Origin of the sequence: Caballeronia eucalypticola, assembly GCF_047608185.1 — a bacterium.
In the GTDB taxonomy this organism is placed as follows: Bacteria; Pseudomonadota; Gammaproteobacteria; order Burkholderiales; family Burkholderiaceae; genus Caballeronia.
This window is the reverse complement of the sequence record NZ_JBLKRU010000015.1, coordinates 133,913-154,808: the sequence shown is the minus strand read 5'-3', so window position 1 is coordinate 154,808 and position 20,896 is coordinate 133,913. Positions and strand designations below refer to the sequence as shown.

General features: G+C 59.9%; 21 protein-coding genes. 18 read left to right on the top strand and 3 right to left on the bottom strand.

Features of this window, described 5'->3' with window-relative positions:
* Positions 1-8: 8 nt before the first annotated feature.
* Positions 9-1,964, bottom strand: coding sequence for a PhoX family protein (locus ACMX25_RS19210; RefSeq protein WP_414951657.1), 1,956 nt, complete (start codon positions 1,962-1,964; stop codon positions 9-11).
* A 283-nt stretch (positions 1,965-2,247) separates the two neighbouring features.
* On the opposite strand from ACMX25_RS19210, the gene ACMX25_RS19205 reads away from it, so the two are divergent.
* A complete protein-coding gene (locus ACMX25_RS19205; protein WP_414951656.1) occupies positions 2,248-2,784 on the top strand; it encodes a cupin domain-containing protein in 537 nt (178 codons plus the stop codon).
* A 15-nt stretch (positions 2,785-2,799) separates the two neighbouring features.
* Here ACMX25_RS19205 and ACMX25_RS19200 read toward each other — a convergent pair whose 3' ends face one another.
* A complete protein-coding gene (locus ACMX25_RS19200) occupies positions 2,800-3,834 on the bottom strand; it encodes an NAD(P)-dependent alcohol dehydrogenase (protein ID WP_414951655.1) in 1,035 nt (344 codons plus the stop codon).
* A gap of 303 nt (positions 3,835-4,137) precedes the next feature.
* On the opposite strand from ACMX25_RS19200, the gene ACMX25_RS19195 reads away from it, so the two are divergent.
* The 8 genes from ACMX25_RS19195 to speB all read left to right on the top strand — a co-directional run bounded on the left by ACMX25_RS19195 (position 4,138) and on the right by speB (position 10,737).
* Positions 4,138-4,995: a transporter substrate-binding domain-containing protein gene (locus tag ACMX25_RS19195; protein WP_414951654.1), complete on the top strand. Its 858-nt coding sequence runs from the start codon at positions 4,138-4,140 to the stop codon at positions 4,993-4,995.
* A gap of 33 nt (positions 4,996-5,028) precedes the next feature.
* The gene (locus ACMX25_RS19190; RefSeq protein WP_414951653.1) at positions 5,029-5,691 is read left to right on the top strand and encodes an amino acid ABC transporter permease; all 663 of its coding nucleotides are present in this window, start codon (positions 5,029-5,031) and stop codon (positions 5,689-5,691) included.
* Positions 5,692-5,698: 7 nt separating this feature from the next.
* Positions 5,699-6,352 (top strand): amino acid ABC transporter permease, encoded by a 654-nt coding sequence (locus ACMX25_RS19185; RefSeq protein ID WP_414951652.1) that lies wholly within the window; start codon positions 5,699-5,701, stop codon positions 6,350-6,352.
* Positions 6,349-7,152: an amino acid ABC transporter ATP-binding protein gene (locus tag ACMX25_RS19180; RefSeq protein WP_414951651.1), complete on the top strand. Its 804-nt coding sequence runs from the start codon at positions 6,349-6,351 to the stop codon at positions 7,150-7,152. Before ACMX25_RS19185 ends, ACMX25_RS19180 begins: the two co-directional genes overlap by 4 nt.
* The gene (locus ACMX25_RS19175) at positions 7,152-8,399 is read left to right on the top strand and encodes a M20 family metallo-hydrolase (protein WP_414951650.1); all 1,248 of its coding nucleotides are present in this window, start codon (positions 7,152-7,154) and stop codon (positions 8,397-8,399) included. The genes ACMX25_RS19180 and ACMX25_RS19175 overlap by 1 nt, the downstream gene beginning before the upstream one ends.
* Positions 8,400-8,424: 25 nt before the next feature.
* Positions 8,425-9,117: a DUF1989 domain-containing protein gene (locus ACMX25_RS19170; RefSeq protein ID WP_414951649.1), complete on the top strand. Its 693-nt coding sequence runs from the start codon at positions 8,425-8,427 to the stop codon at positions 9,115-9,117.
* A gap of 128 nt (positions 9,118-9,245) precedes the next feature.
* Entirely contained in the window at positions 9,246-9,788 is a 543-nt protein-coding gene (locus tag ACMX25_RS19165; protein ID WP_414951680.1) for a cupin domain-containing protein, read from the top strand.
* A gap of 10 nt (positions 9,789-9,798) precedes the next feature.
* Positions 9,799-10,737, top strand: coding sequence for an agmatinase (gene speB / locus ACMX25_RS19160; RefSeq protein WP_414951648.1), 939 nt, complete (start codon positions 9,799-9,801; stop codon positions 10,735-10,737).
* Between the two features lie 903 nt (positions 10,738-11,640).
* Here the strand turns inward: speB and ACMX25_RS19155 are convergent.
* The gene (locus ACMX25_RS19155) at positions 11,641-12,948 is read right to left on the bottom strand and encodes an MFS transporter (RefSeq protein ID WP_414951647.1); all 1,308 of its coding nucleotides are present in this window, start codon (positions 12,946-12,948) and stop codon (positions 11,641-11,643) included.
* Positions 12,949-13,149: 201 nt separating this feature from the next.
* Here ACMX25_RS19155 and ACMX25_RS19150 point away from each other — a divergent pair, with 201 nt between their 5' ends.
* From ACMX25_RS19150 to ACMX25_RS19110, 9 genes are all read left to right on the top strand, one after another.
* Positions 13,150-13,890: a GntR family transcriptional regulator gene (locus ACMX25_RS19150; protein ID WP_414951646.1), complete on the top strand. Its 741-nt coding sequence runs from the start codon at positions 13,150-13,152 to the stop codon at positions 13,888-13,890.
* A 46-nt stretch (positions 13,891-13,936) separates the two neighbouring features.
* Positions 13,937-15,613: a malonate decarboxylase subunit alpha gene (gene mdcA / locus ACMX25_RS19145; RefSeq protein WP_414951645.1), complete on the top strand. Its 1,677-nt coding sequence runs from the start codon at positions 13,937-13,939 to the stop codon at positions 15,611-15,613.
* 6 nt (positions 15,614-15,619) lie between these two features.
* The gene (locus ACMX25_RS19140; RefSeq protein WP_414951644.1) at positions 15,620-16,471 is read left to right on the top strand and encodes a triphosphoribosyl-dephospho-CoA synthase; all 852 of its coding nucleotides are present in this window, start codon (positions 15,620-15,622) and stop codon (positions 16,469-16,471) included.
* 15 nt (positions 16,472-16,486) lie between these two features.
* Positions 16,487-16,789: a malonate decarboxylase subunit delta gene (locus ACMX25_RS19135; RefSeq protein ID WP_414951643.1), complete on the top strand. Its 303-nt coding sequence runs from the start codon at positions 16,487-16,489 to the stop codon at positions 16,787-16,789.
* The gene (locus tag ACMX25_RS19130) at positions 16,786-17,631 is read left to right on the top strand and encodes a biotin-independent malonate decarboxylase subunit beta (protein ID WP_414951642.1); all 846 of its coding nucleotides are present in this window, start codon (positions 16,786-16,788) and stop codon (positions 17,629-17,631) included. Before ACMX25_RS19135 ends, ACMX25_RS19130 begins: the two co-directional genes overlap by 4 nt.
* Positions 17,631-18,458, top strand: coding sequence for a biotin-independent malonate decarboxylase subunit gamma (mdcE, locus tag ACMX25_RS19125; RefSeq protein WP_414951641.1), 828 nt, complete (start codon positions 17,631-17,633; stop codon positions 18,456-18,458). Before ACMX25_RS19130 ends, mdcE begins: the two co-directional genes overlap by 1 nt.
* A complete protein-coding gene (locus ACMX25_RS19120) occupies positions 18,443-19,084 on the top strand; it encodes a malonate decarboxylase holo-ACP synthase (RefSeq protein WP_414951640.1) in 642 nt (213 codons plus the stop codon). The genes mdcE and ACMX25_RS19120 overlap by 16 nt, the downstream gene beginning before the upstream one ends.
* Complete coding sequence (mdcH, locus tag ACMX25_RS19115; RefSeq protein WP_414951639.1) at positions 19,081-20,010, top strand: malonate decarboxylase subunit epsilon; 930 nt, start codon at positions 19,081-19,083, stop codon at positions 20,008-20,010. Before ACMX25_RS19120 ends, mdcH begins: the two co-directional genes overlap by 4 nt.
* Positions 20,011-20,160: 150 nt before the next feature.
* On the top strand, positions 20,161-20,880 hold the full coding sequence (locus ACMX25_RS19110; RefSeq protein WP_414951638.1) for a DeoR family transcriptional regulator: 720 nt from the start codon (positions 20,161-20,163) through the stop codon (positions 20,878-20,880).
* Positions 20,881-20,896: the final 16 nt, after the last annotated feature.

The window sequence follows — 20,896 nt, the reverse complement described above, 5'->3', positions numbered from 1 at the left end:
CTTTTTGATCAGCTCTTCGCGAGCTTGATGCTGGAGGCGTCCGCGGTCAGGTAACCGACCGTGGCGCCGAAGCGGTCCTTGTAGTTGGCGCGCACGAGCGGGTCCAGCGCGGCCTTCACCTTGTCGTGAACCGGGCTTTCCCAATCGCCCGCGTGCTGGAAGTTGCTCATGATGTAAGTCCAGCCGTTGATCTCGTCAACCGCGTGAAGGCCGGTCGATTCCGCGCCGGCCGGACACGACAGCACGCGCGACAAAGTCTGCGTGTCCACGTTGTAAGCCCACAGGAAGTTGTTCACGTGCATGCTCGAATCCTCGCCGATGAACAGCGTGCGCAACTTCTCCGAGAACTTCACGTTGTCCGGGTTCGCAATTTTGCTGGCGCTCGCGGTATTGCCGAGCGCATCCGCTGGTGAAAGATCTTCGCCCACCAGCGCGGCCGGCGCGGCCATGTCGACTGGCACCCATTCGCTGTTGATCGCGGCGCCGCTCGTGTCCCTCTGCCCCGCTTTCAGGTTCAACGCATAGACCGCACCGGCGTTGATGGTTTTATCGACGGCTACATCGGTCGATGCCGAGTTGCCCTTCACCATCGACTTCTCGATGCGTGACATCGCGCTGTACACGATCTTGTCCTTCGCATTGATCGTCGTGCCTTCGAGCTTCGTAAAACCCATGCTCCCGCCGATATACGCCGCATAGCGATGCGTCTCCAGATACGCCGCCGCCTTCTCCATGCCGGGCTTGATGCGGATCCAGTTGAACGTGCCGTTAAAATTGATCTTCGTGAAGCTCGCGTCGAGCGGGTCCTTGGTGCTCACGTCCATGATGTCGGATGCCTTCAGCTTCGACGCCATCGCTTCGATCTCCGCACTCGTCGCGCTGCCAATCCTGATCCACGTCAGGTTGGCCGAGCCCGCGCCCGCCGATGATGTCTGCGCCCACTTCGCCACATACAGCGTGCCCGAGGACAAGTCCTCTGCCCGGTCCGCGATGAACATGAAGAGGCCGCCGTTGGTCGCGTCGTCGCCCATCATGACGGTGCGTTTGTCCGGCATCACCTGCACCAGTTCGTGGGAGATGCGTCCGAGGTTGTAGTGTTTCTTGATGGTGCCGGTGCCGTCCGGGTTCACCGTGACTTCCGGGAGATGGCCATAGTTGTACGGGTTCGCGCGGCTCGCGTCGCCATAAAGACTTGTGCTGAACGCCTTGAACTGTGCGTTGGTTGCAATGGTGGTCGCGTCCGGCTCGTACTCTTCGCTCGACAAATGCGTGTTCCATGGCGACAAGCTCGCGCCGCACGTGATCCACAATCCGTTCGCCTTCGACGTATCCACGTTGTGATACTTCACGAGCGTGAGTTTGCCGGTCGTTTGATCCTGGTCGAGCGTGAGCACGGCGATAGGCGAAGGCAACTGTCCATACGCCGACACGAGGCTCTGGTCGCGCGTCGCGTATTCGAACTGCACGACGGCGAACACGGCCTTGCCCTTGATGCCGGCAACGGTGGGTTTATCGAGTGACAGCAGCGAGGTTCCATCCGGGCAGTCCGAGAAGAACTGGCGCTCTTTGCCCGACACGGATTGATCGATGATCGGCTGGTTGTTGATGTCGTAATAACCGCCGGCGAGCGTCGTGCCTCCGCTGCCGTTCGGGACCATGTCGCCCGTTACGAAGAACGGCTGGTAGGCGAGCTTGTACGCTTGTGTCGTGCCGTCGCTGTAAGTCACGCTGAGCGTCGAGCCGACCGTGGTGGTCGCCATGGCGGCCGCGTCCGTGAGGGAGGGCGCGGCCATTGAAGCAAACGAAGCGGACTTGAACGATGCCGACGCGGCCGGTGCCGCCGCGCTGTCGCCGCCGCAGCCTGCCAGGAGCGTGGAAACCGAGAACGCGCCTAGAGGCAGCATGGGTGCGCCCACCAGCAGTTTGAGGGCTTTACGGCGCGATACGTTGGGCTGCTCTTGCATGTCGTCTGGTCCGGTTTTCTATTGAGTGGGGTCCTCGTGTCCCTGTCATTAATGGCCCAGGCACACGCGATGAAGGCGAAGTGTAAGTTTCATTAATGAAAGCTATATGACAGTAAATGGTATTGAATATGGAAGATTTTACGAAGCGCAGGTTGGCGAGCAAGAGGAAGTAGTTTTTTCAACGCGACGATGAAACGCTTTATGTGGCGCGCGCCGGAGCACGGGCACGCAAAAAGCTGACGTGGATAGAACCTTCGTCATCTGGTTCGATCAAGGAGCTTTCATGAAGCACGATCTTCAATCTGCCCGCCACGCTTCAACCCTCGACTATGAAATCCTCAGGCTGACACCGCACGCGTGGGTCCCGAACAACCGGCACTTGCCGGTACTGATTTACCGGCGTGCGCTTTCCCCCTCCCGCAAGGACCTCGGCCCGGAATTTGAAGCGCTCTTCGCACGCAATCAATGGCCGCCGCAATGGCGCGACAGCATCTTCGACTACCACCACTTCCACTCCACGGCGCATGAAGTGCTTGGGGCAATATCGGGGAAAGCAGAGGTGATTGTTGGTGGACCTGGCGGACTCGTGGTCTCGCTGGACCCGGGCGACGTCGTGCTGCTTCCAGCAGGAACCGGCCACTGCCTGCAAGCAACGGAGGGGCGGTTTCAGGTAGTCGGCGCGTACCCCGAAGGGCAGCAATGGGACATCCGGCGCGAGGCGTTATCGGAGGGAGAAATCGCTGCAATGGAGGCGTTGCCGTTTCCACGCAGCGATCCTGTTGGAGGACGCGAAGGTCCATTGCTTGAGCAATGGACTTGAATCAACACGCCCTCGTCATTCCATGACGATCTGAACCTTCACGTCGGCAGGGTTGCCGCTGGCGGCTTCCTCGAACGCCTTGATGCCGTCTGCAAATGCAAACGAGCGCGAGATGAAGGGTTTTACATCGAGCCGGCCCGATGCAATCAACTGGATCGCGCGCGGGAACATATTGGCGTATCGGAACACGGACTCGATCCGCACTTCCTTGATCTGGACCGCGACAATATCGATAGGCACGGCGTGTTGTGGCATCCCGACGAGGACGAGGCAACCGCCGGGACACATCAGGTCGACAATGCCGTCGAACGCTTTTTCGTTGCCGCTGGCTTCGAACACAACGTTCGCGCCCCAACCGCCTGTAAGTTCCGACACCACGTCCTGGACGCGCTGATCGCGAATGTTCACTGCCGTCACGCCCTGCACGCCGCCGATCAGTGCCAGCTTCTCCGGCACGAGATCGCATACGATCGCGCGGCTGCATCCCCCTGCGAGCGCGGCCAACGCACACATCATGCCGATGGTGCCGGCGCCCAGAATAACGGCTACATCCCCCGGTTTTATCTTCGCTTTCGTTGCCGCCTGCACGCCGATAGCCAATGGCTCGACAATCGCGCCTTCCGCAAAACTCACGTTGTCCGGCAGCTTGAATGTGAACGCCGCGGGGTGCACGACGAACGGCGTCAGACAACCGTGCACGGGCGGCGTCGCCCAAAAACGCACGCTCGGGTCGAGGTTGTACATGCCCTCGCGCGACGCGCGTGACTCCATGTCGGGCACGCCCGGTTCCATGCAGACGCGGTCGCCCACTTTCAGATGCTCCACTTCATCGCCGATCTGGATCACGGTTCCCGCCGCTTCGTGACCCAGGACCATCGGCTCGTTGACAACGAACGGCCCGATCCGGCCGTGCTGGTAATAGTGGATATCGCTGCCGCAAATGCCGACCGTATTGATGCGAATCCGTACATCGCGCGCACCGACGGCTTGCGGCAAGGTGAACGGACGCAAGCTGATACGGCGCGCTTCTTCGAGAACCAGTGCTTCCATGATTGAAGCCCTCTGCCATGAGTAAAAGTAGTGAAATCAGCCGGCCTGGAAACGGCCGCTCTTTACATCGTACCCTCCCCCTTTCGTTCCAATACGCGGCCCTGCTGCCGTTGACTTGTGCACGGTGGCACTTTATCCATGCACGAGTGCGTTGAAATCCCACTCCGGTGCATGCCGGCCAGCCTAAAACATCGCGTCACGGGTCTTTTTCATATGGCACACTTCATGCATAGTGAATTTCATTCAAGTATCTTGAACAAAATTCACTAACCCCTCTTTGCGGCGTGGCCGCACGGGAGCATCATGCATCAGTCACTTCGCAGGTTTGTCTTGTCAATGACCGGCGCACTTGCGCTATGCGCGTCGATTCCGGGTCACGCGCAAAGCGGCGACTTGCTTGCGCGCGTAAAAGCGAACAAGGAAATCACGGTGGGAACTGAAGCGCGTTATGCGCCGTTCGAATCCGTTGAGAACGGCAGGATCGTGGGATACGACAGTGACCTCCTGCAATATGTGCTGAAGTCATTGCCCGACGTCAAGCTCAAGCAACTCGACCTGCCGTTCCAGGGCTTGCTGCCAGGCCTCGATGCCAAGCGCTTTGACATGGTCATCACCGCCGTCACCGTCAACAAGGATCGGGAGAGCCACTTCGCGTTCACGCTGCCCATCGCCGATGCAACCGCAGGCGTCCTCGTGCGTTCGAATGAAGCATCCATCAAGTCTCCCAATGACCTGAACGGCAAGATTGTCGGATCGCAAACGGGCTCGGCGCAACTGCAGGCTCTCATGACGCTCGACAAGAACCTGAAGGCCGCAGGCGGTCCCGGCATCAAGCAGATCAAGCAATACGTCGCCTTCGATGAAGCCTATGCGGACCTCGCGGTCGGCCGTCTGGACGCGGTCGCGCAATCGGTCGCGAATCTTGGACCGCTGCTGAAATCGCGTCCGGGCGTGTTCAGCGTATTGCCGCAAAGCATTGGACCGAAGAGCTATTTTGCGTGGGTCGCGCGTAAGGACGCGGACAGCGCGACGCTGCTCAAGCTTTTCAGCGACGCCATCGCCCGCGCGAATCATGACGGCACCATGAAAGCGCTGCAAATGAAATGGTTCGGTACGACCATGGATGTCCCCGCCGACGCGATGCCCGAACCGTCGATGTAGTCAGGTATTAACAAGCATCAAACATCGACTGATATGAACCCACCCGATCTCCTCGCGCGTTGTCTTGGCTATCTGCCGCAACTCTTGGACGGCGCGATCACGACGCTATGGCTCTCGGCGATCGCAGTGGCGTGCGGCTTTTTCGCGGGCATCTTCATCTACATGATGTCCGCGAGCAAAAGCCGCACGCTGGCCACAGCGGCGCGCGTCTATGTGAGCCTCTTTCGCGGCACGCCAGTCCTCGCGCAATTGCTCGTGTTTTATTACGTGCCCTCGGGACTTGGGTGGGCCATCCCAGGCGTGGTCGCGGCGGCAGTGGGTTTGTCGATGAACACGGCCGCGTATCAGTCGCAGATCCTCGGCGCGGGTTTTCGGGCGATTCCGCGCGGGCAGATCGAAGCGGCGCAGACTTTCAATCTCACGCGCCGCCAGGCGTTGTGGCATGTGGAGATTCCGCAGGTCATCGCGTTGACGTTGCCGGCGCTGGTGTCGGAGATGATCGACATAGTGAAGGCTTCAGCGGTGGTGTCGGTGATTGCGGTCACGGACCTGATGCGCGTCGGACAGCAATTGTCTTCGGTCAGTTATCGGCCGCTGGAGGTCTATACGCTCGCGGCGTGCTTCTATCTCGCGATTACTTCGCTGCTGTCGCTTGCGGGTCGGGGTATCGAACGACGCGTGGCGCGACGGACCTGAGCCGACCATGAACAGTTTCCTCTCGCTCATCCCGCGCTTCGCCGACGCCATCCTGGTGACGCTCGAGGTCAGCTTGCTTGCAGCCTTCATCGGCGCGCTGGGTGGCTTCGTCCTCAATGCGTTGCGGCTGCGGTTCCCGCGCTGGCTTGCCGCGCCTTATCGCGCGTATGTGTGGCTCGTACGTGGTACGCCGTATCTGTCGCAACTGGTGATCGTCTATTTCGGCTTGCCGGTCATCGGCATCACGATGACCGCGGTGCAAGCCACCATTGTGTCGCTCGCGTTTTATTCGGCCGCGTATTTCGCGGAGATTTTTCGTGCCGGCTGGGCCAGCATTCCGCGCGGACACGGGGAAGCAGCGCGCGCTTTTGGCATCAGCCGATGGGCTGCGTTTCGCAGCATCGAGATGCCTCAGGCCATTGCGTTCGCTATTCCCTTGCTCGCCAACCAGACCATTCTCGTCATCAAGGAAAGCGCCGTGGCGTCGATCATCACTGTGCCCGAATTGACCATGACAGCAAGCGACATAGTTTCGTCCACTTACACGTACATCGCTCCGTACACGATGTTGATCGTGTGCTACTGGCTCCTCACGCAATGTATCGCCCTCGCTGCCCGATGGGCGCAAGTGCTGATTGCTCCTTCGCGGAAAACCTCATGAGTTCATTGCCCATTCTCGAACTGCGCGCCGTGGGTAAATCGTATGGCGCTAATCGCGTGCTCAAGGGCATCGATCTCGCGGTGACACGCGGTGAAATCGTCTCGCTGATCGGGCCTTCCGGTTCCGGCAAGACAACGGCATTGCGCTGCATGAACTTTCTCGAAGCCTACGATGAAGGCGAGGTATGGATCAAAGGTCAGCTGCTTGGTTATCGCTCAGCAGGGCGTTCGGCACGTGATCGCGATAGTGAAAAGAGCATTGCGGAAGTGCGTCGGCCGGTGTCCATGGTGTTTCAGCAGTTCAATCTCTGGCCGCACATGAGCGTGCTCGGTAACGTGGCTGCGCCGCTGGTGTTGTCGAAGAAAACGGGCAAGGCCGATGCTCACAAACAGGCGCTGGCCGCGCTGACGCGCGTTGGCCTTGCCGAGAAAGCCGATGCATACCCCGCGTCCCTGAGCGGCGGTCAGCAGCAACGCGTGGGCATCGCTCGCGCATTGGCAATCGAACCGGAAGTCATGCTGCTCGACGAACCCACTTCGGCGCTCGATCCTGAACTCGTGGAAGAAGTATTGAGCGTGATCCGATCGCTTGCGCAAGACGGCATGACGATGGTCATGGTCACGCACGAAATGAGTTTCGCAGCGAAGATCTCGGATCACGTCGTGTTCATGGAAGCAGGGCAGATAGTGGAGGCGGGGCCGCCTGAACAGATCTTCGGCAATACGCGCACGCCGCGTTTACAACAGTTTCTGAAGCCGTGGTTCGATCGCAGCTTGACCGCAGCCACGGGAGTCGCGTGATGTCCAACGATGCACTTAAGGCGGCCTCTTGCATTGATGCATCACGTCTGCTCGAATCGATAGAAACGCTCGCTCGCTTCGGTGCGCGTGAAGACGGGGGCGTGGATCGTCCGGCGCTGTCTTCTACTGATATCGACGCACGGCGTTTCCTGATCAATCATGCAATCTCACTCGGCTGCTCGGTGCAAACGGACGCGTGCGCAAACCTGTTTTTCCGCCGCCCCGGTTTGGAGAACCTGCCGCCGGGGATGACGGGCAGCCATGTCGACACCCAACCAACGGGCGGCAGGCTCGATGGCTGCTACGGCGTCCTGGCGGGCTTCGAATGCCTTGCCGCACTCAACGATGCCGGTATCCGTACGCGCCGCCCGCTCGAAGTGGTGGCATGGACCAACGAAGAAGGTACGCGCTTTCAGCCGGGTGCGATGGGGTCGAGCGCGTTCGTCGATCCCGCATTGATCGAACGCTACAGCCAGGCGAAAGATTCCGATGGCATCTCGCTCGACAGCGCGCTCGCCGCGCATCGTGAAGCATTTCCGTCACTCGAGACACGCGTTGCAGAGAAGGCCGCGCATGCGTTTATCGAATTGCACATTGAGCAAGGGCCCTTGTTGGAACTCGCCAATGTTCCGCTGGGCGTGGTGAAGGGAATTCAAGGCGTGCGATGGTATGCGGTGCGTTGCAAGGGTGTCGCGGCCCACGCCGGCACCACGCCAATGCATGCCCGCCACGACGCCATGACGCTTGCCGTGTGTATTCGCGCCGAGGTCGCGGCCTTCGCGCACCAGCTCGGCGGCAACGATACCCGCATTACCTTCGGCCGGTGGACCGTGCTGCCGAACTCGATCAACACGATTGCATCGGACGTGACGTTCAGCATCGACTTCCGTCACCCGAACCCGGCGGTGCTCCACTCGTTCGATACACAGCTCGCGAATTGCATCGCACGCCACGCCGTGACATCGGAAGTGTTATTCATCCATCCGCCCGTGGACTTCGCACCCGCCGTTATCCAACGCGTAGCCGATGCATGCGATGCACTCGGCGCGCCTTCACTGAGCATCACATCGGGCGCATTCCACGACGCCATGTACCTCGCGAAACATTGCCCGAGCGCGATGCTGTTTGTTCCGAGTCGCGGCGGCATCAGCCACAACCCGCATGAAGCCACCGACGACGATCACCTCGTACTGGGCGCCCGCGCATTGGCGCATTGCCTGGTTCATCTCTGCAACGAAGCACCTTGAAACCGATCCGACTGAAGGAGTCACCATGAGCACGCCGCACGTTGAACATCATCACGACAATAGCCATGCACTCGGCGAAAACGCCACGCTGCGCGAACCCATTTCCGCCGATGGCACCCCCGAGATTGGCAAGACCTACACGGTGCCGGCGCGCAACGGCCGCGCGGTCAAGGTGCAGTCGGGCCAGACGATCCGCATCACGAACACGCACGGCACCCAGGTCTGCGATACGTGGATCTTCAATGCCGGGCATCTCGACGAATTCCTGTCGTTCGAACATGCCCGCGCATCGCTCGACAAGGTCATTCCGCAAGCCGGCGATCCGCTGATGACCAATCATCGGCGGCCGATTGCGGAACTGGTCACCGATACCTCGCCGGGTGTGCACGACACGTTGATGGCCGCGTGCGATCTGTATCGGTACAAGAACCTGGGCGTGCGCGGCTATCACGACAATTGCGCCGACAACATGCGGCTCGCGCTGAAAGCGATCGGCCTGCGGGCACGCGAAGTGCCGCAACCGTTCAACTTGTGGATGAACATTCCGATCAGGCCGGACTACTCAATTGAATGGCTTGCGCCGGTATCGAAGGCGGGGGATTACGTGGAGATCAAGGCGTTGATGGATTGCGTCGTGGTCATGTCGGCGTGTCCGCAGGATATTATTCCGATCAACGCGTTGAATCCGCTGGAAGTCGAGTTCACGGTGCTCGCGTAGATCCCCTTACTTTTAGGAAGAGCGTCCCGGTGGTCACAAAAAAAACCGCAGCACGCAAACCAGCGAGCCCGCGCCGGGCCGCGACCAAGCCGCCCGAGGTTCAGCCGGATCCGTCCGCCGCGCTCGGCGTGCGTCTCAAGCACGCGCGCATGGTCAAGCAGTTGACGCTCAAAGCGCTTGCAGCGGAAGCGGGTTGTTCGGAGAGCATGCTGTCCAAACTCGAGGGCGGCCACGCGCAGCCCTCGCTCGCAACGCTGCACAAGATTGCGCTGGCGTTGTCGACCAATGTGGGTGCGCTCGTCTCGGGACCGGACATCAATACGTCGCCCGTGCAGCGCGCAAATGAGCGTCCCACCACGGAGTTCCCGTCGGCCGGCAAGCGTCTTTCGATCATGCTGGAGCGGGTGATCGTGCCCTCGGCGGGGCAGTTGCTGCAAAGCGATATCCACGTAATTGAACCGCTAGCGAGCAGCGACGAACAGATCAGCCACGCCGGGGAGGAACTGGGTTACGTGATTGAAGGCCAGTTCGAACTGACGCTTGGCGATGAATGTTATTTGCTGCAAGCCGGCGACACCTTTTATTTCCCCAGCACCGTTCCGCACAGTTATCGCAACCCCGGCAAGACCGTTACGCGTGTGCTGTGGACCAATACACCGCCTACCTTCTGACGAGAACATCATGCCCGGTACCGATCGAAGCCAGATGGCGTTACCCCGCTTCAGCGGCATCCCAACCTTCATGCGCGTGCCGTACTGCACGGATATCAATGAGATGGATATTGTGCTGGCGGGCGTGCCGTTCGACGGCGGCGTGACTGCCCGTCCGGGTGCGCGGTTCGGTCCGCGCGAGATCCGCAACATGTCGAGCATGACGCGCGCGATCCATCATGTGACGCGTTTCAATCCCTTCGATGTTTGCCGCGTGGGGGACATAGGCGATGTTCCGTTCACCGATCTCTATCATCTTGAACGTTCGCATGAGGACATCCGGCGTTTCTTCGAACCCGTGTTTGCGGCCGGCAAGATTGCGTTGAGCGCGGGCGGCGATCATTCTATTACCTACCCTATTTTTCAGGCGATGGCGCCGAAGCAGCCTATCGGCATGGTGCATATCGATGCGCACACTGACACCTGGGATAGTTTCAAGGGATCGAAATTCACGCACGGTGCGCCGTTTCGACGCGCAGTGGAAGCGGGTTTGCTCGACCCGAAGCGCACCATCCAGATTGGTATTCGCGGCGCGCAGAATTCCGATGAAGGCTGGCGGTATTCGCTTGAGAGTGGCATGCGTGTGGTGTTTATCGAAGAATTTGAGGCGCGGGGGGTGGGAGCGATTATCGATGAGGCGCGTAAGGTCGTGGGTAATGGCCCGACGTATCTTTCACTCGATGTCGACGGCCTCGATCCGGTGTATACGCCAGGGACGGGCACGCCGGAGATAGGCGGACTGACGACGCGCGAAACGATGGCGCTGCTGCGCGGGCTTGATGGTTTGAACTGGGTCGGCGGTGATGTGGTGGAAGTGTCACCGCCCTATGATCCGAGTGGTAATACCGCACTCGTTGCGGCTACGCTCATGTATGAGATTTTGTGTTTGTTGGCGCGGCGATTTGAGTGAGAGGGTTGGTGGTCAGGGGTCAGTGTTGGGTTGTACGGGTTCTGCGTTAGCGGTCGGGGTTAATGCCGGGTTGGTGCTTTCTAGGTCTTCGCGCGTTTTATGTTGGATGTTTTCTTTATCACTATTAGCCACTGTGCGTGGCGGCACGTCATTTCTTTGTCCAAAGCGACAAAGAAACGAAGCAAAGAAAACGCTTTAAACTCTCTAAAAATTAAGTGTCCACAGCGTGCAGTTTTGATTCATTGGTACCCGAAAAGCACGGTGCTCGCAAGAGCTTAGGATGTGTGAAACCCTCCTTCTCGCGAATCCTGACAGTAAAACGCTTCGCCCCTTACGCTCTCGGGCTAGCACCCTTGCCCCGCGAATCCACACGGCCTCACGCGTATTTGCCGCTGTGGCGCTTCGCGGGTTAGCTATGAGTTTGCATTGTTATTTGCCGGGTTAGGCTTCACGTATTCTGCAGATCCATTTCTCGGTGGTTTAAAAAATGGTTCGGCATGCATAAAAAGTTGGAGGTTGGTTTTCCGCGGATAGCGCGGGGTGCTCCTTGGGCAGGTTCAGTCGCTAGTGCTTGCCCGAGAGCGTACGGGGCGCAGCGTTTTACTGTCAGGATTCGCGAGAAGGAGGGTTTCACACATCCGGTGCTCTTGCGAGCACCGTGCTTTTGGGGCACCCATGAATAAAAACTGCACGCTGTGGACACTTAGGGTAGAGCGGTGAAAGCGTTTTCTTTGCTTCGTTTCTTTGTCGCTTTGGACAAAGAAATGACGCGCCGCCACGCGCAGTGGCTAATAGTGATAAAGAAAACATCCAACATAAAACGCGCGAAAACCTGGAGAGCAGCAACCCGGCATTGAACCAGACCGCCCCCCCCGAACCCGCCATCCCGCACCCCCATCCCCCTTAACTCGGTAAATCCTGCCCCTTCGTTTCCGGCGCAAACGGAATCACCGCCAGCCCGATCACAAACGCAATCGCGGTCAGCGCAATCGGCACGCCTAGCGTTTTCATGTGCAGCACCATCGCGCCAATCCCGAAGTTCACGATTGCCCCGAAGAACCGTCCTATCGACGTACAAAAAGCAAATGCCGTCGCACGCACGCGTGTCTCGAACTGCTCCGGCAGCCACAAGCTGAACAACGCGAAGTTACCGCCGAAGAAACCAAGCACCACCAACAGTGCGATGAACGGCACAAGCCCGTTCTCCAGATAAAACGCCCAGCCAAACGCCAGTGCGATCGACACTGCCATACCCACGAAGTACACCGCAAGCGTCAGTTTTCGCCCAATACGCTCAGCCATTGGCGGCAAAGCGAGACAGCCAATGATCGTGCCAATAGACAACAACCCCGTCGCAATCGAAGCCGTCCTGGAAGCATCCGCCTTCGTCATGCCAGCCTTCGTCGCAAGCTGAATCACTGCCGACGGTTCATACACCGCGCCCGCCCAAAGCCCAATAATCGCAACCGTCAACAACACGGTCGCAACGATGGTGCGTTGCCGGTATTGCGCCGAGAAGATCGATCGCAGCGAACTCGCCTGCTTCACCACAGTCGCTTCAACCTTCTGCCACTTCTCGGTTTCCTTCACGCGCAGCAACACAACGATAGATACAACCACCGGCACAATGCCGACCAGGAACATCGCGCGCCAGCCAAAGGTTGCGCCGATCGTGTAGTTGAGTGCGGCAGCAATGAAGAAGCCCGCGTAATACCCCGTCTGGAGATAGCCCGCACCCATCTTGCGTCGATCCTCCGGCCATGCTTCCGCCACATAAGTCCCGGCCAGCGCCCACTCCCCGCCAATTCCCACGCCCGCAAGAAAACGATAGATACCCAACTCCCAAACGGTATGGGAAGTCGCAGCAAGCCCGGTGAAGATCGCGAAGGTGAAGATAGTCGCAGCGAGCACCTTCGTGCGCCCGAAGCGGTCGGCAAGCGGACCCCAGATGAACGACAGCCCCCAACCCACCAGGAACAGCGCAAACAGGATTGACCCTGCCAGCCCCACATTCGCGGGCGTGGCAGCATAGCCGGACTTCGGCAACAGTTCAGTCAGCGCAGGCGCCAGCACCAGTGCATAGATGAACGAATCCATGCCATCAAGCGTCCAGCCGGCCCAGGCACCCCAGAAGCCTACGATCTGTGTCCGGTTAAGTGGTGTACGGGTGCGCCGTAGGGCGCCTGTCGAACGTTCGAGCGTGCTTGGCATAACTGTCTTCCTGGTAGGTGTAAACGTGTATGAGCTGGTATCAGCCAGATATGAACGACGCACTCTGTTCGCCAATCCGGGCGTCTGCGCTAAAAAGATCGGGTTAGCATCTGATCGCCTAAAGGTGCATTTTCATATATAATATTTGAAAACGAGCAGTTGACCACTCCGCACTTGTACCTAGCATCGGTAGAAAAAAGCATGAAAAACGACCTGAATCCCCAGTTTCGCGAGGCGCATTTCGAGCCGCGCCAGAGCACGTCGCGTTATATAGCGGACGCGTTGCGATCGGCGATTGTCGAAGGAACGCTGTTGCCGGGCGAGCCGCTGCGCCAGGACGCTATCGCCAAGCAGTTCTCCGTCAGCGCCATTCCAGTACGCGAAGCGTTCCGGCAACTGGACACTGAAGGCTGGGTCACCATTGAGCAAAACCGGGGTGCGTCGGTCAGCCTGCAATCGCCCGATGAAGCCCGTGAGATCTACGAAATCCGCGCTTCGCTGGAAAGTCTGGCGATCGGCATTGCGATCGAGCGTCATACAGACGCAACGCTGGCCGAGGCGCGCGAATTGCTGTTGGCCGCGTCCAAAGAACAGGACCAAGCGCTCTACGTAGTACGAAATGAACAGTTCCACATGAGCCTGTATGCGCCCGCCGAGCGCCCTCACCTCATGGAATTGATTGGCACGATGCATCGGCGGGGCGAGCGTTATTTGCGGCTCAAGTTCGGCATGCCCACGTTCAAGGGGCAGTCCGACGCCGAGCACGAAGCCATTCTCGACGCACTGCACGCCCGCGACACCGAAGCGGCGCAAACACTAGTCGCCCGCCATCTGCTTGCGACGGGCGAACTGGTTTATCGTTTTCTCCACGACGCGCAAATGCAGGCTCAAGCCACGCAGCCCAAGAAGCGCCGCCGTCCTTCCACTTCGCGGTCAGACTAAACGCTGATGTCGTTTCGCTGATCCTGCCCAACACCGAGGCCACCGCATGAATCCCCCCGCACAAGCCGGCATCACCCCAGGACCGCGCCAGTGGAACACGCGTGCGCTTGAAAAAGCGCGTCGCCTGAAAGCAATCGAAGGTTGGCTCGACAATGGCGTGCTCAAGGCAGAACGCATTGTCGACGCCCTCGAAACACTGATCCAATCCGGCGATCGTGTCGCGCTGGAAGGCAACAACCAGAAGCAGGCCGACTTCCTCTCTCGTGCGTTTGCGAAACTCGATCCGGCGCGCGTGCAAGACGTTCATCTGCTGATTTCCAGCATCAGCCGGCCGGAACACTTGACGCTGTTCGAGCGCGGCATCGCCCGCAAGGTGGACTTCTCGTTTGCGGGGCCGCAGAGTCTGCGCGTCGCACAGTTGCTCGAAGACGGGCAACTCGAAATCGGCGCGATCTATACGTATATAGAACTGTATGCACGTATGTTTATCGACCTGACGCCGCAAGTCGCGCTGGTCTGCGCCGTGCAGGCCGATCGCCACGGCAATTTGTATACGGGCCCGAACACCGAGGACACGCCGACCATTGTGGAGGCGACCGCGTTCCGTCATGGCATCGTGGTGGCGCAGGTGAACGAGATCGTCGATGAACTGCCGCGTGTCGATATCCCCGGCTCATGGGTCGATGTCGTCGTGCAAGCCGACCGGCCGTTTGCCGTCGAGCCGCTGTTCACGCGCGACCCGCGTCATATCGGCGAGTTGCAGATCCTCATGGCCATGATGAGCATCCGCGGGATCTACGAGCGTTATGGCGTGAAGGCGCTGAACCACGGCATTGGCTTCGACACCGCCGCGATCGAATTGCTGCTGCCCACTTATGGCGCAGCGCACGGGCTGAAGGGAAAGATCTGCACGCACTGGGCGCTCAATCCGCATCCCACGCTGATCCCGGCCATCGAAAGCGGCTGGGTCGAAAGCGTGCATTGCTTCGGCAGCGAAGTGGGCATGGAGGATTACATCGAAGCGCGCTCGGATGTGTTCTTCACGGGCCGCGACGGCAGCCTCCGATCGAACCGCGTGTTGTGCCAGCTCGCGGGGCAATATGGCGTCGATCTGTTTATCGGCTCGACGTTGCAGATGGACGCCGACGCGAATTCATCGACTGTCACGCTGGGCCGCCTTGCTGGATTCGGCGGTGCGCCGAACATGGGACACGATCCGCGCGGGCGCCGTCATTCGAGCGAAGCGTGGTTGAAGCTGATGAAAAACGATGGACCGAACAACGCTATCGGACGCGGGCATAAGCTGGTTGTTCAAACCGCCGAGACCTTCAAGAAAGGCGGTGAGCCGACTATCGTCGATGCGCTCGATGCCATCGCCGTCGGCAAGCAAAGCAACATGCCGATAGCCCCGGTCATGATCTATGGCGACGATGTGAGTCACGTAGTGACCGAAGAAGGGATCGCGTACCTGCACGCCGCCGAAGGCGTTGAAGAGCGCCGTGCGGCGTTGCGTGCGGTGGCGGGCGTTACACCTATCGGCATGCGCGCTGACCCCGTCAAGACGGCGGAGCTGCGGCGGCGAGGCATTGTTGCGTACCCGGAAGACCTCGGCATCCGGCGCGGAGAGGCGAAGCGCTCGCTGCTGGCGGCACGGAGTATCGACGATCTGGTTGCGTGGTCGGGTGGGCTGTATCAGCCGCCGCCACAATTCCGCAGCTGGTGAGCCGCGATGGCCTGCACTCAACCTGTATTCCTCGACGTTACGTGTGACCCGTCGGCGCTCGCGGAGCTTGCGGTCGCTGCGTTGATCGACGAAGCGAGTCTCACGCCGAAGCCAGCGTTGGTGGACCGGCGCGGAAGCGGTGCGCATCGTGATCTCGACCTCGACACCATGCTGCGTTCGGCACATTCGTTGCGGCCGACGTTCCTTGCACTGGCGCGCGCGGCGGTCGGTCAAAAACCTTCGCAACGGCTGCGCGAGCAACTTGCGCGGATCGGCCGTGGAGGTGAAGTGGCCATGCTGCGCGCAACGAATGGCAGCAATGCACATCGCGGGGCGATATGGATTGTTGGCTTGTTATGCGCGGCGGCGGCAATGACTTCATTGGCCGGGCCATTGGAACTCTGTACGCAAGCTTCCGCCATCGCACGTTTCGAGGACCGTTTCGCGCCTGATGCGATGAGTAACGGTGCCCGCGTTGTCCAACGTTTCGGTGTAGCCGGCGCACGCGGTCAGGCGGCGGAAGGTTTCCCGCACGTACGTGAGGCCGGCTTGCCTGCGTTGCATCGTTCGCGTGCGAACGGCGCGACCGAAGATGAAGCGAGGCTCGATGCATTGCTCGCCATCATCGCGACGCTCGACGATACCTGCCTGCTGCATCGCGGCGGTCGGGTCGCACTTGAGGCCGCGCAAACAGGCGCACGCATTGCACTGCAGGCTGGCGGAGCAGCACGGCCGCAAGGCCGCGCCGCGCTCGCCCGCCTCGATCAACGTCTGACTGAATTGAACGCATCTCCCGGAGGCGCAGCGGATTTGCTGGCTGCCACCCTCTTCCTCGATACCCTGCCGCGCGTCGACTGACGCGGAGAACACGTCATGGAAAACTTGCGCTACGAATATCCCGCCACCCGCCCCGTGCCGCAACGCGCGCATGTGGGCGTGGTCGGCTCGGGTGACCTGGAAATCCTGCTGTCGCCATCGGAGAGTGAACATGCGGAAGTTGTGATCCGCACGAGCGTCGACGGTTACGAACACGTATGGAAAAGCGTGCTTGACCGCTTCTTCTCACGCTACGACGGCGCCGCGCGCCTCGAACTTAATGACTTCGGCGCAACGCCCGGCGTGGTCATGCTGCGGCTCGCCGAAGCCGTGGAAGCGAGTGAAGGAGTTGCGTCATGAACGCTCACGAGAACTTCATCGCGCAGCATAGTTTTATCGAACTGACCGCACGCGAACGTGCGCGCGCTTTGCTCGATGCCGGCACCTTCCGCGAGTTGATCGGACCGTTCGACCGGCTCGAATCGCCGTGGCTCGCCATGCAGAACGTGGTCTGCCAAGCCGACGACGGCGCGGTCATTGCGCGCGGTACGCTTGGTGGCGAAGCGGCGGTGATCGCGGCGATCGAGCCTGCGTTTCAAGGCGGCAGTATCGGCGAAGTGTCGGGGGCGAAGATCGCGGCGGCACTTGAAATGGCTGTGCGCGAGTTCGAAGCAGGCCGCAAGATCCTGCCGGTGATCCTGTTCGAAACGGGCGGCGTCCGGCTGCAGGAAGCGAATCTTGGGCTCGCAGTGATCGCCGAGATCCAGGCGGGAATCGTCGCCTTGCGCCGATATGTCCCGGTGGTCGGCGTGATCGGTGGCATGGTGGGTTGCTTCGGCGGCATGTCGCTCGCGGCGGCATTGTGCACGCGCTTGATTATGACGCGACAGGCACGGCTCGGGATGAACGGGCCTGAGGTTATCGAACAGGAAGCAGGCGTTGAAGAACTCGATTCACGCGACCGGCGCCTCATCTGGTCGATGATCGGCGGTGAGCAACGAGCAGCGGTGGGCCTGGTTGATGCCCTCGTGGAAGACGATACCAACGAAGTTCTCAACGCTGTGCTCAGCGCGTTCAAAAGCGGCGTGCCGGCGAGCCATCGGACCGAACAAGTCGATGCACAACTTGAACGGCTTGCGCGCGTGGATCCATCGGCAATCGACCCCGCTGTGTTGCGGACGCTTTGGCAAGGAGAAGTGTGATGAACGCATCACGTGGACAAATCTGGTTCGACGCATTGACGTCGAACGCTCAGCCGGCCTCGGGCAACGAAGGCCACGAAGGTCCGATCCGCAGCGCTGACGCACCGCTTGGCGACACGCGCGCACGTTTCATCAGCATCGTGCCCGATCCGCATAACCGCTTTCCGCGCGCGACCGATAACGTCGTCGGCCTCGAACAAGGCTGGTTGCTTGCACTCGCCGTACGTGACGCGATGGATGCGGATCGCGATGCTGCAATGAAGCGTCCGATCGTGGCTATTGTCGATGTGAAGAGCCAGGCATACGGTCGTCGCGAAGAGCTGCTCGGTGTTCATCTTGCGTGTGCGGCCGGTGTCGATGCCTATGCAAGCGCGCGGCTCGCCGGGCATCCGGTGATCGCGCTGATTGTCGGCCCGGCAATGTCCGGTGCTTTTCTCGCGCATGGTTATCAGGCGAACCGGATCATCGCGCTCGACGCGGATGGCATCAGCGTGCACGCGATGGGCAAGGAAGCCGCCGCGCGGGTCACGCGTCGCAGCGTTGAAGGACTGGATGAACTCGGCGATCGCGTCTTGCCCATGTCGTACAAGATGAGTGCTTACGCCAAGCTCGGGCTGCTGCATGAACTGATTGCCGGCATCAATGCGGATGCGCCCGGGAATGACGATATCGACCGCGTGCGTAGTTCGCTGATCGCTGCGATCGACGATGCCCGGAAAGGTCCACGCGATCTTTCATCGCGATTGCAATCCGACGATGCCAAGAAGATTCGCGCGGCGTCGATAGAAGTCCGCAAGCGCATGGCGGAGCAATGGGACGCGTCGTGAATCCGCACGACCTGTTGCGGCTCGCGCCGGGAACGCCGGATTTTCCCGATGCGCCGGCGTGGGTTGCAGCATCGCTAAAACGCGCACCGTTCGTAGTGGTTCGACGCGCGGCGTCCGTGAATGATTTGATCGCGGTTGGCATTCGTGGCGAAGTGCGGAGCAAGCGTTTCGGCTCGTGGCTTGATGCGCGTTATGTTGAGCACGTGTTGCAACCCGAGACGCTTCTTGCAAATTTGAAGCGCTCAACAACGCGCGCGAACTTGCCCGCGTTTGCATTGCTGCAAGCAATTACGCCACTGTGCGATTCGAGCGGCCACGCTTGGGGACCTACTGGCAGCGCTGGCTTTGAGCTCGCCAGTGGCTGTCCGACGGTCACGCAAACAAGCGATCTCGACCTGGTGCTGCGTGCGCCTGAGCCGCTCGACCGCGCCACTGCGAACACTTTATTCAATGCCCTCTCTCAAGCCGCGCTCGACCACGGCACGCGCATCGACATCCAGATCCAGACAAACGACGGCGCATTCTCGCTGGCCGAATATGCGCATCCCGGCGCACGTGTCATGCTGCGATGCGCCGATGGTCCGAAGCTCGTTGCCGACCCTTGGCAAACGAGCCAAGCAACATGATCGCGTTCCTCTTCCCCGGCCAGGGTTCGCAATTCGCGGGCTTTTTACACACGCTAGGTGGCGCGACGCCGCACGCGCGTATTGCTGAAACCATCGAGGAAGCATCGGATGTACTGCATATCGATATGCTCTCGCTCGATCGCGCCGACGCTTTGACGTCAACCGTAGCGGTGCAACTCAGCTTGCTTGTTGCCAGCGTCGCGACCGTGCGAGCATTGCAGGATGAAGGGATCGAGCCGGATGCGGTAGCGGGTTTATCGGTGGGAGCGTATGGCGCTGCGGTTGCATGCAATGCGGTTTCTTTTAGCGACGCGTTGCGGCTCCTTCAGCTTCGCGCGCAATTGATGGAGAATGCTTTTCCCCACGGCTACGGGATGCTGGCGGTGTCGGGCTTGAGTGAACGCGAACTGAATACCGTGATCGCGAATGCTCACGCGCAGGCCGCGTACATTGCAAATTTGAATGCGCCGCGACAAATCGTAGTGGCAGGCGCCGATGCTGACCTCGACCACGTCCGCGAATGCGCATTGAAAGCTGGCGCGCGCAAGGCCGAGCGGTTGGCGGTCGGCGTGCCGTCTCACTGCGTTCTACTCGACGACGCCGCTCGCGAACTCACCGAAGCCGCAAGCAAGATCACGTTCCATGCGCCATCGGTTCCCTACATCAGCAATCGCGGCGCACGGCCCTTGCGCCAGGCCGACGCTATCCGTGCCGACCTCGCAACGAACTTGCGATATCCCGTTCGCTGGCACGACTCCACTATCGTGCTGGGTGAACTCGGCGCACAGGTGTTCGTTGAGATGCCACCGGGGCGCACGCTGATCCAACTCGCGGAAGACGCGTTGCCGAATGTCGCCAAAGTAGCGATAGAGCAGATATCGATTCCCTCGGCTGCCGCGCTGATCCGGGCACGCTCCGGCGGGTAGTCCCCGCCTTGCGCTTCACCAACCTCTCCATTGCAAAGCGTTTTCCCCGATCACTTTTCGCGGGTTCGCTTGTTATAATCATTTCATCTAGCGAACAAAATCTAACAACCACATCCACGACGCGCGGCTTGCGTCCACTGTCCTCAGCGAATGACCAAAAGCGATCGTTTGCGTGTTCTTGCCGATGCTTTGCGTGAGCAAAGTGTGATGCGTCTTCGCGATGCGGCGACCTTGCTCGATGTATCGGAGATGACGGTTCGCCGCGACATAGCGGCGAGTCCGGGGACGTTCACTTACCTTGGCGGTTATATCGTTCGCGCTTCGGATGTCCCGAACGGCGCGGGTTATACCATCGATGAAGAGAAGGATCATTTTGCGCAGGCCAAGGCCGAAGCATCGGCGGTCGCTGCACGGTTGCTGACTGACAACGAGACTATTTTCATCGATTGCGGGACGACGCTGACCACCCTGGCGCGGCTCATTCCGGCCGAGATGCATTTAACGGTGCTGTGTTATTCGCTGAATGTCGCCGAAATTTTGCGGCGCAAGACCAACGTGCGGATGATTTTGTTAGGCGGCGTTTATGCGCCCTCGTCGGATTCGTTTTCGAGCAATGAGAGCATTGAGACGTTGCATCGAATGGGCATTAACAAGGCGTTTATATCGGCCGGCGGCGTGGATGAGGCGCGCGGTGTGACGTGCTGGAATTTTCACGAAGTGGCAATCAAACAGGCTGCCATGGAGAGCGCGGTTGAGAGGCATCTTGTAGTCGATGCCAGCAAACTGGGGAAGGTCAAGGCAGTGCGGTTTTCCCAACTGGATCAGTTTAATTCGCTGATCACGGAGAAGGGGATGGAGGTGAGGAAGTGAGACCGCGGTGAGCCCG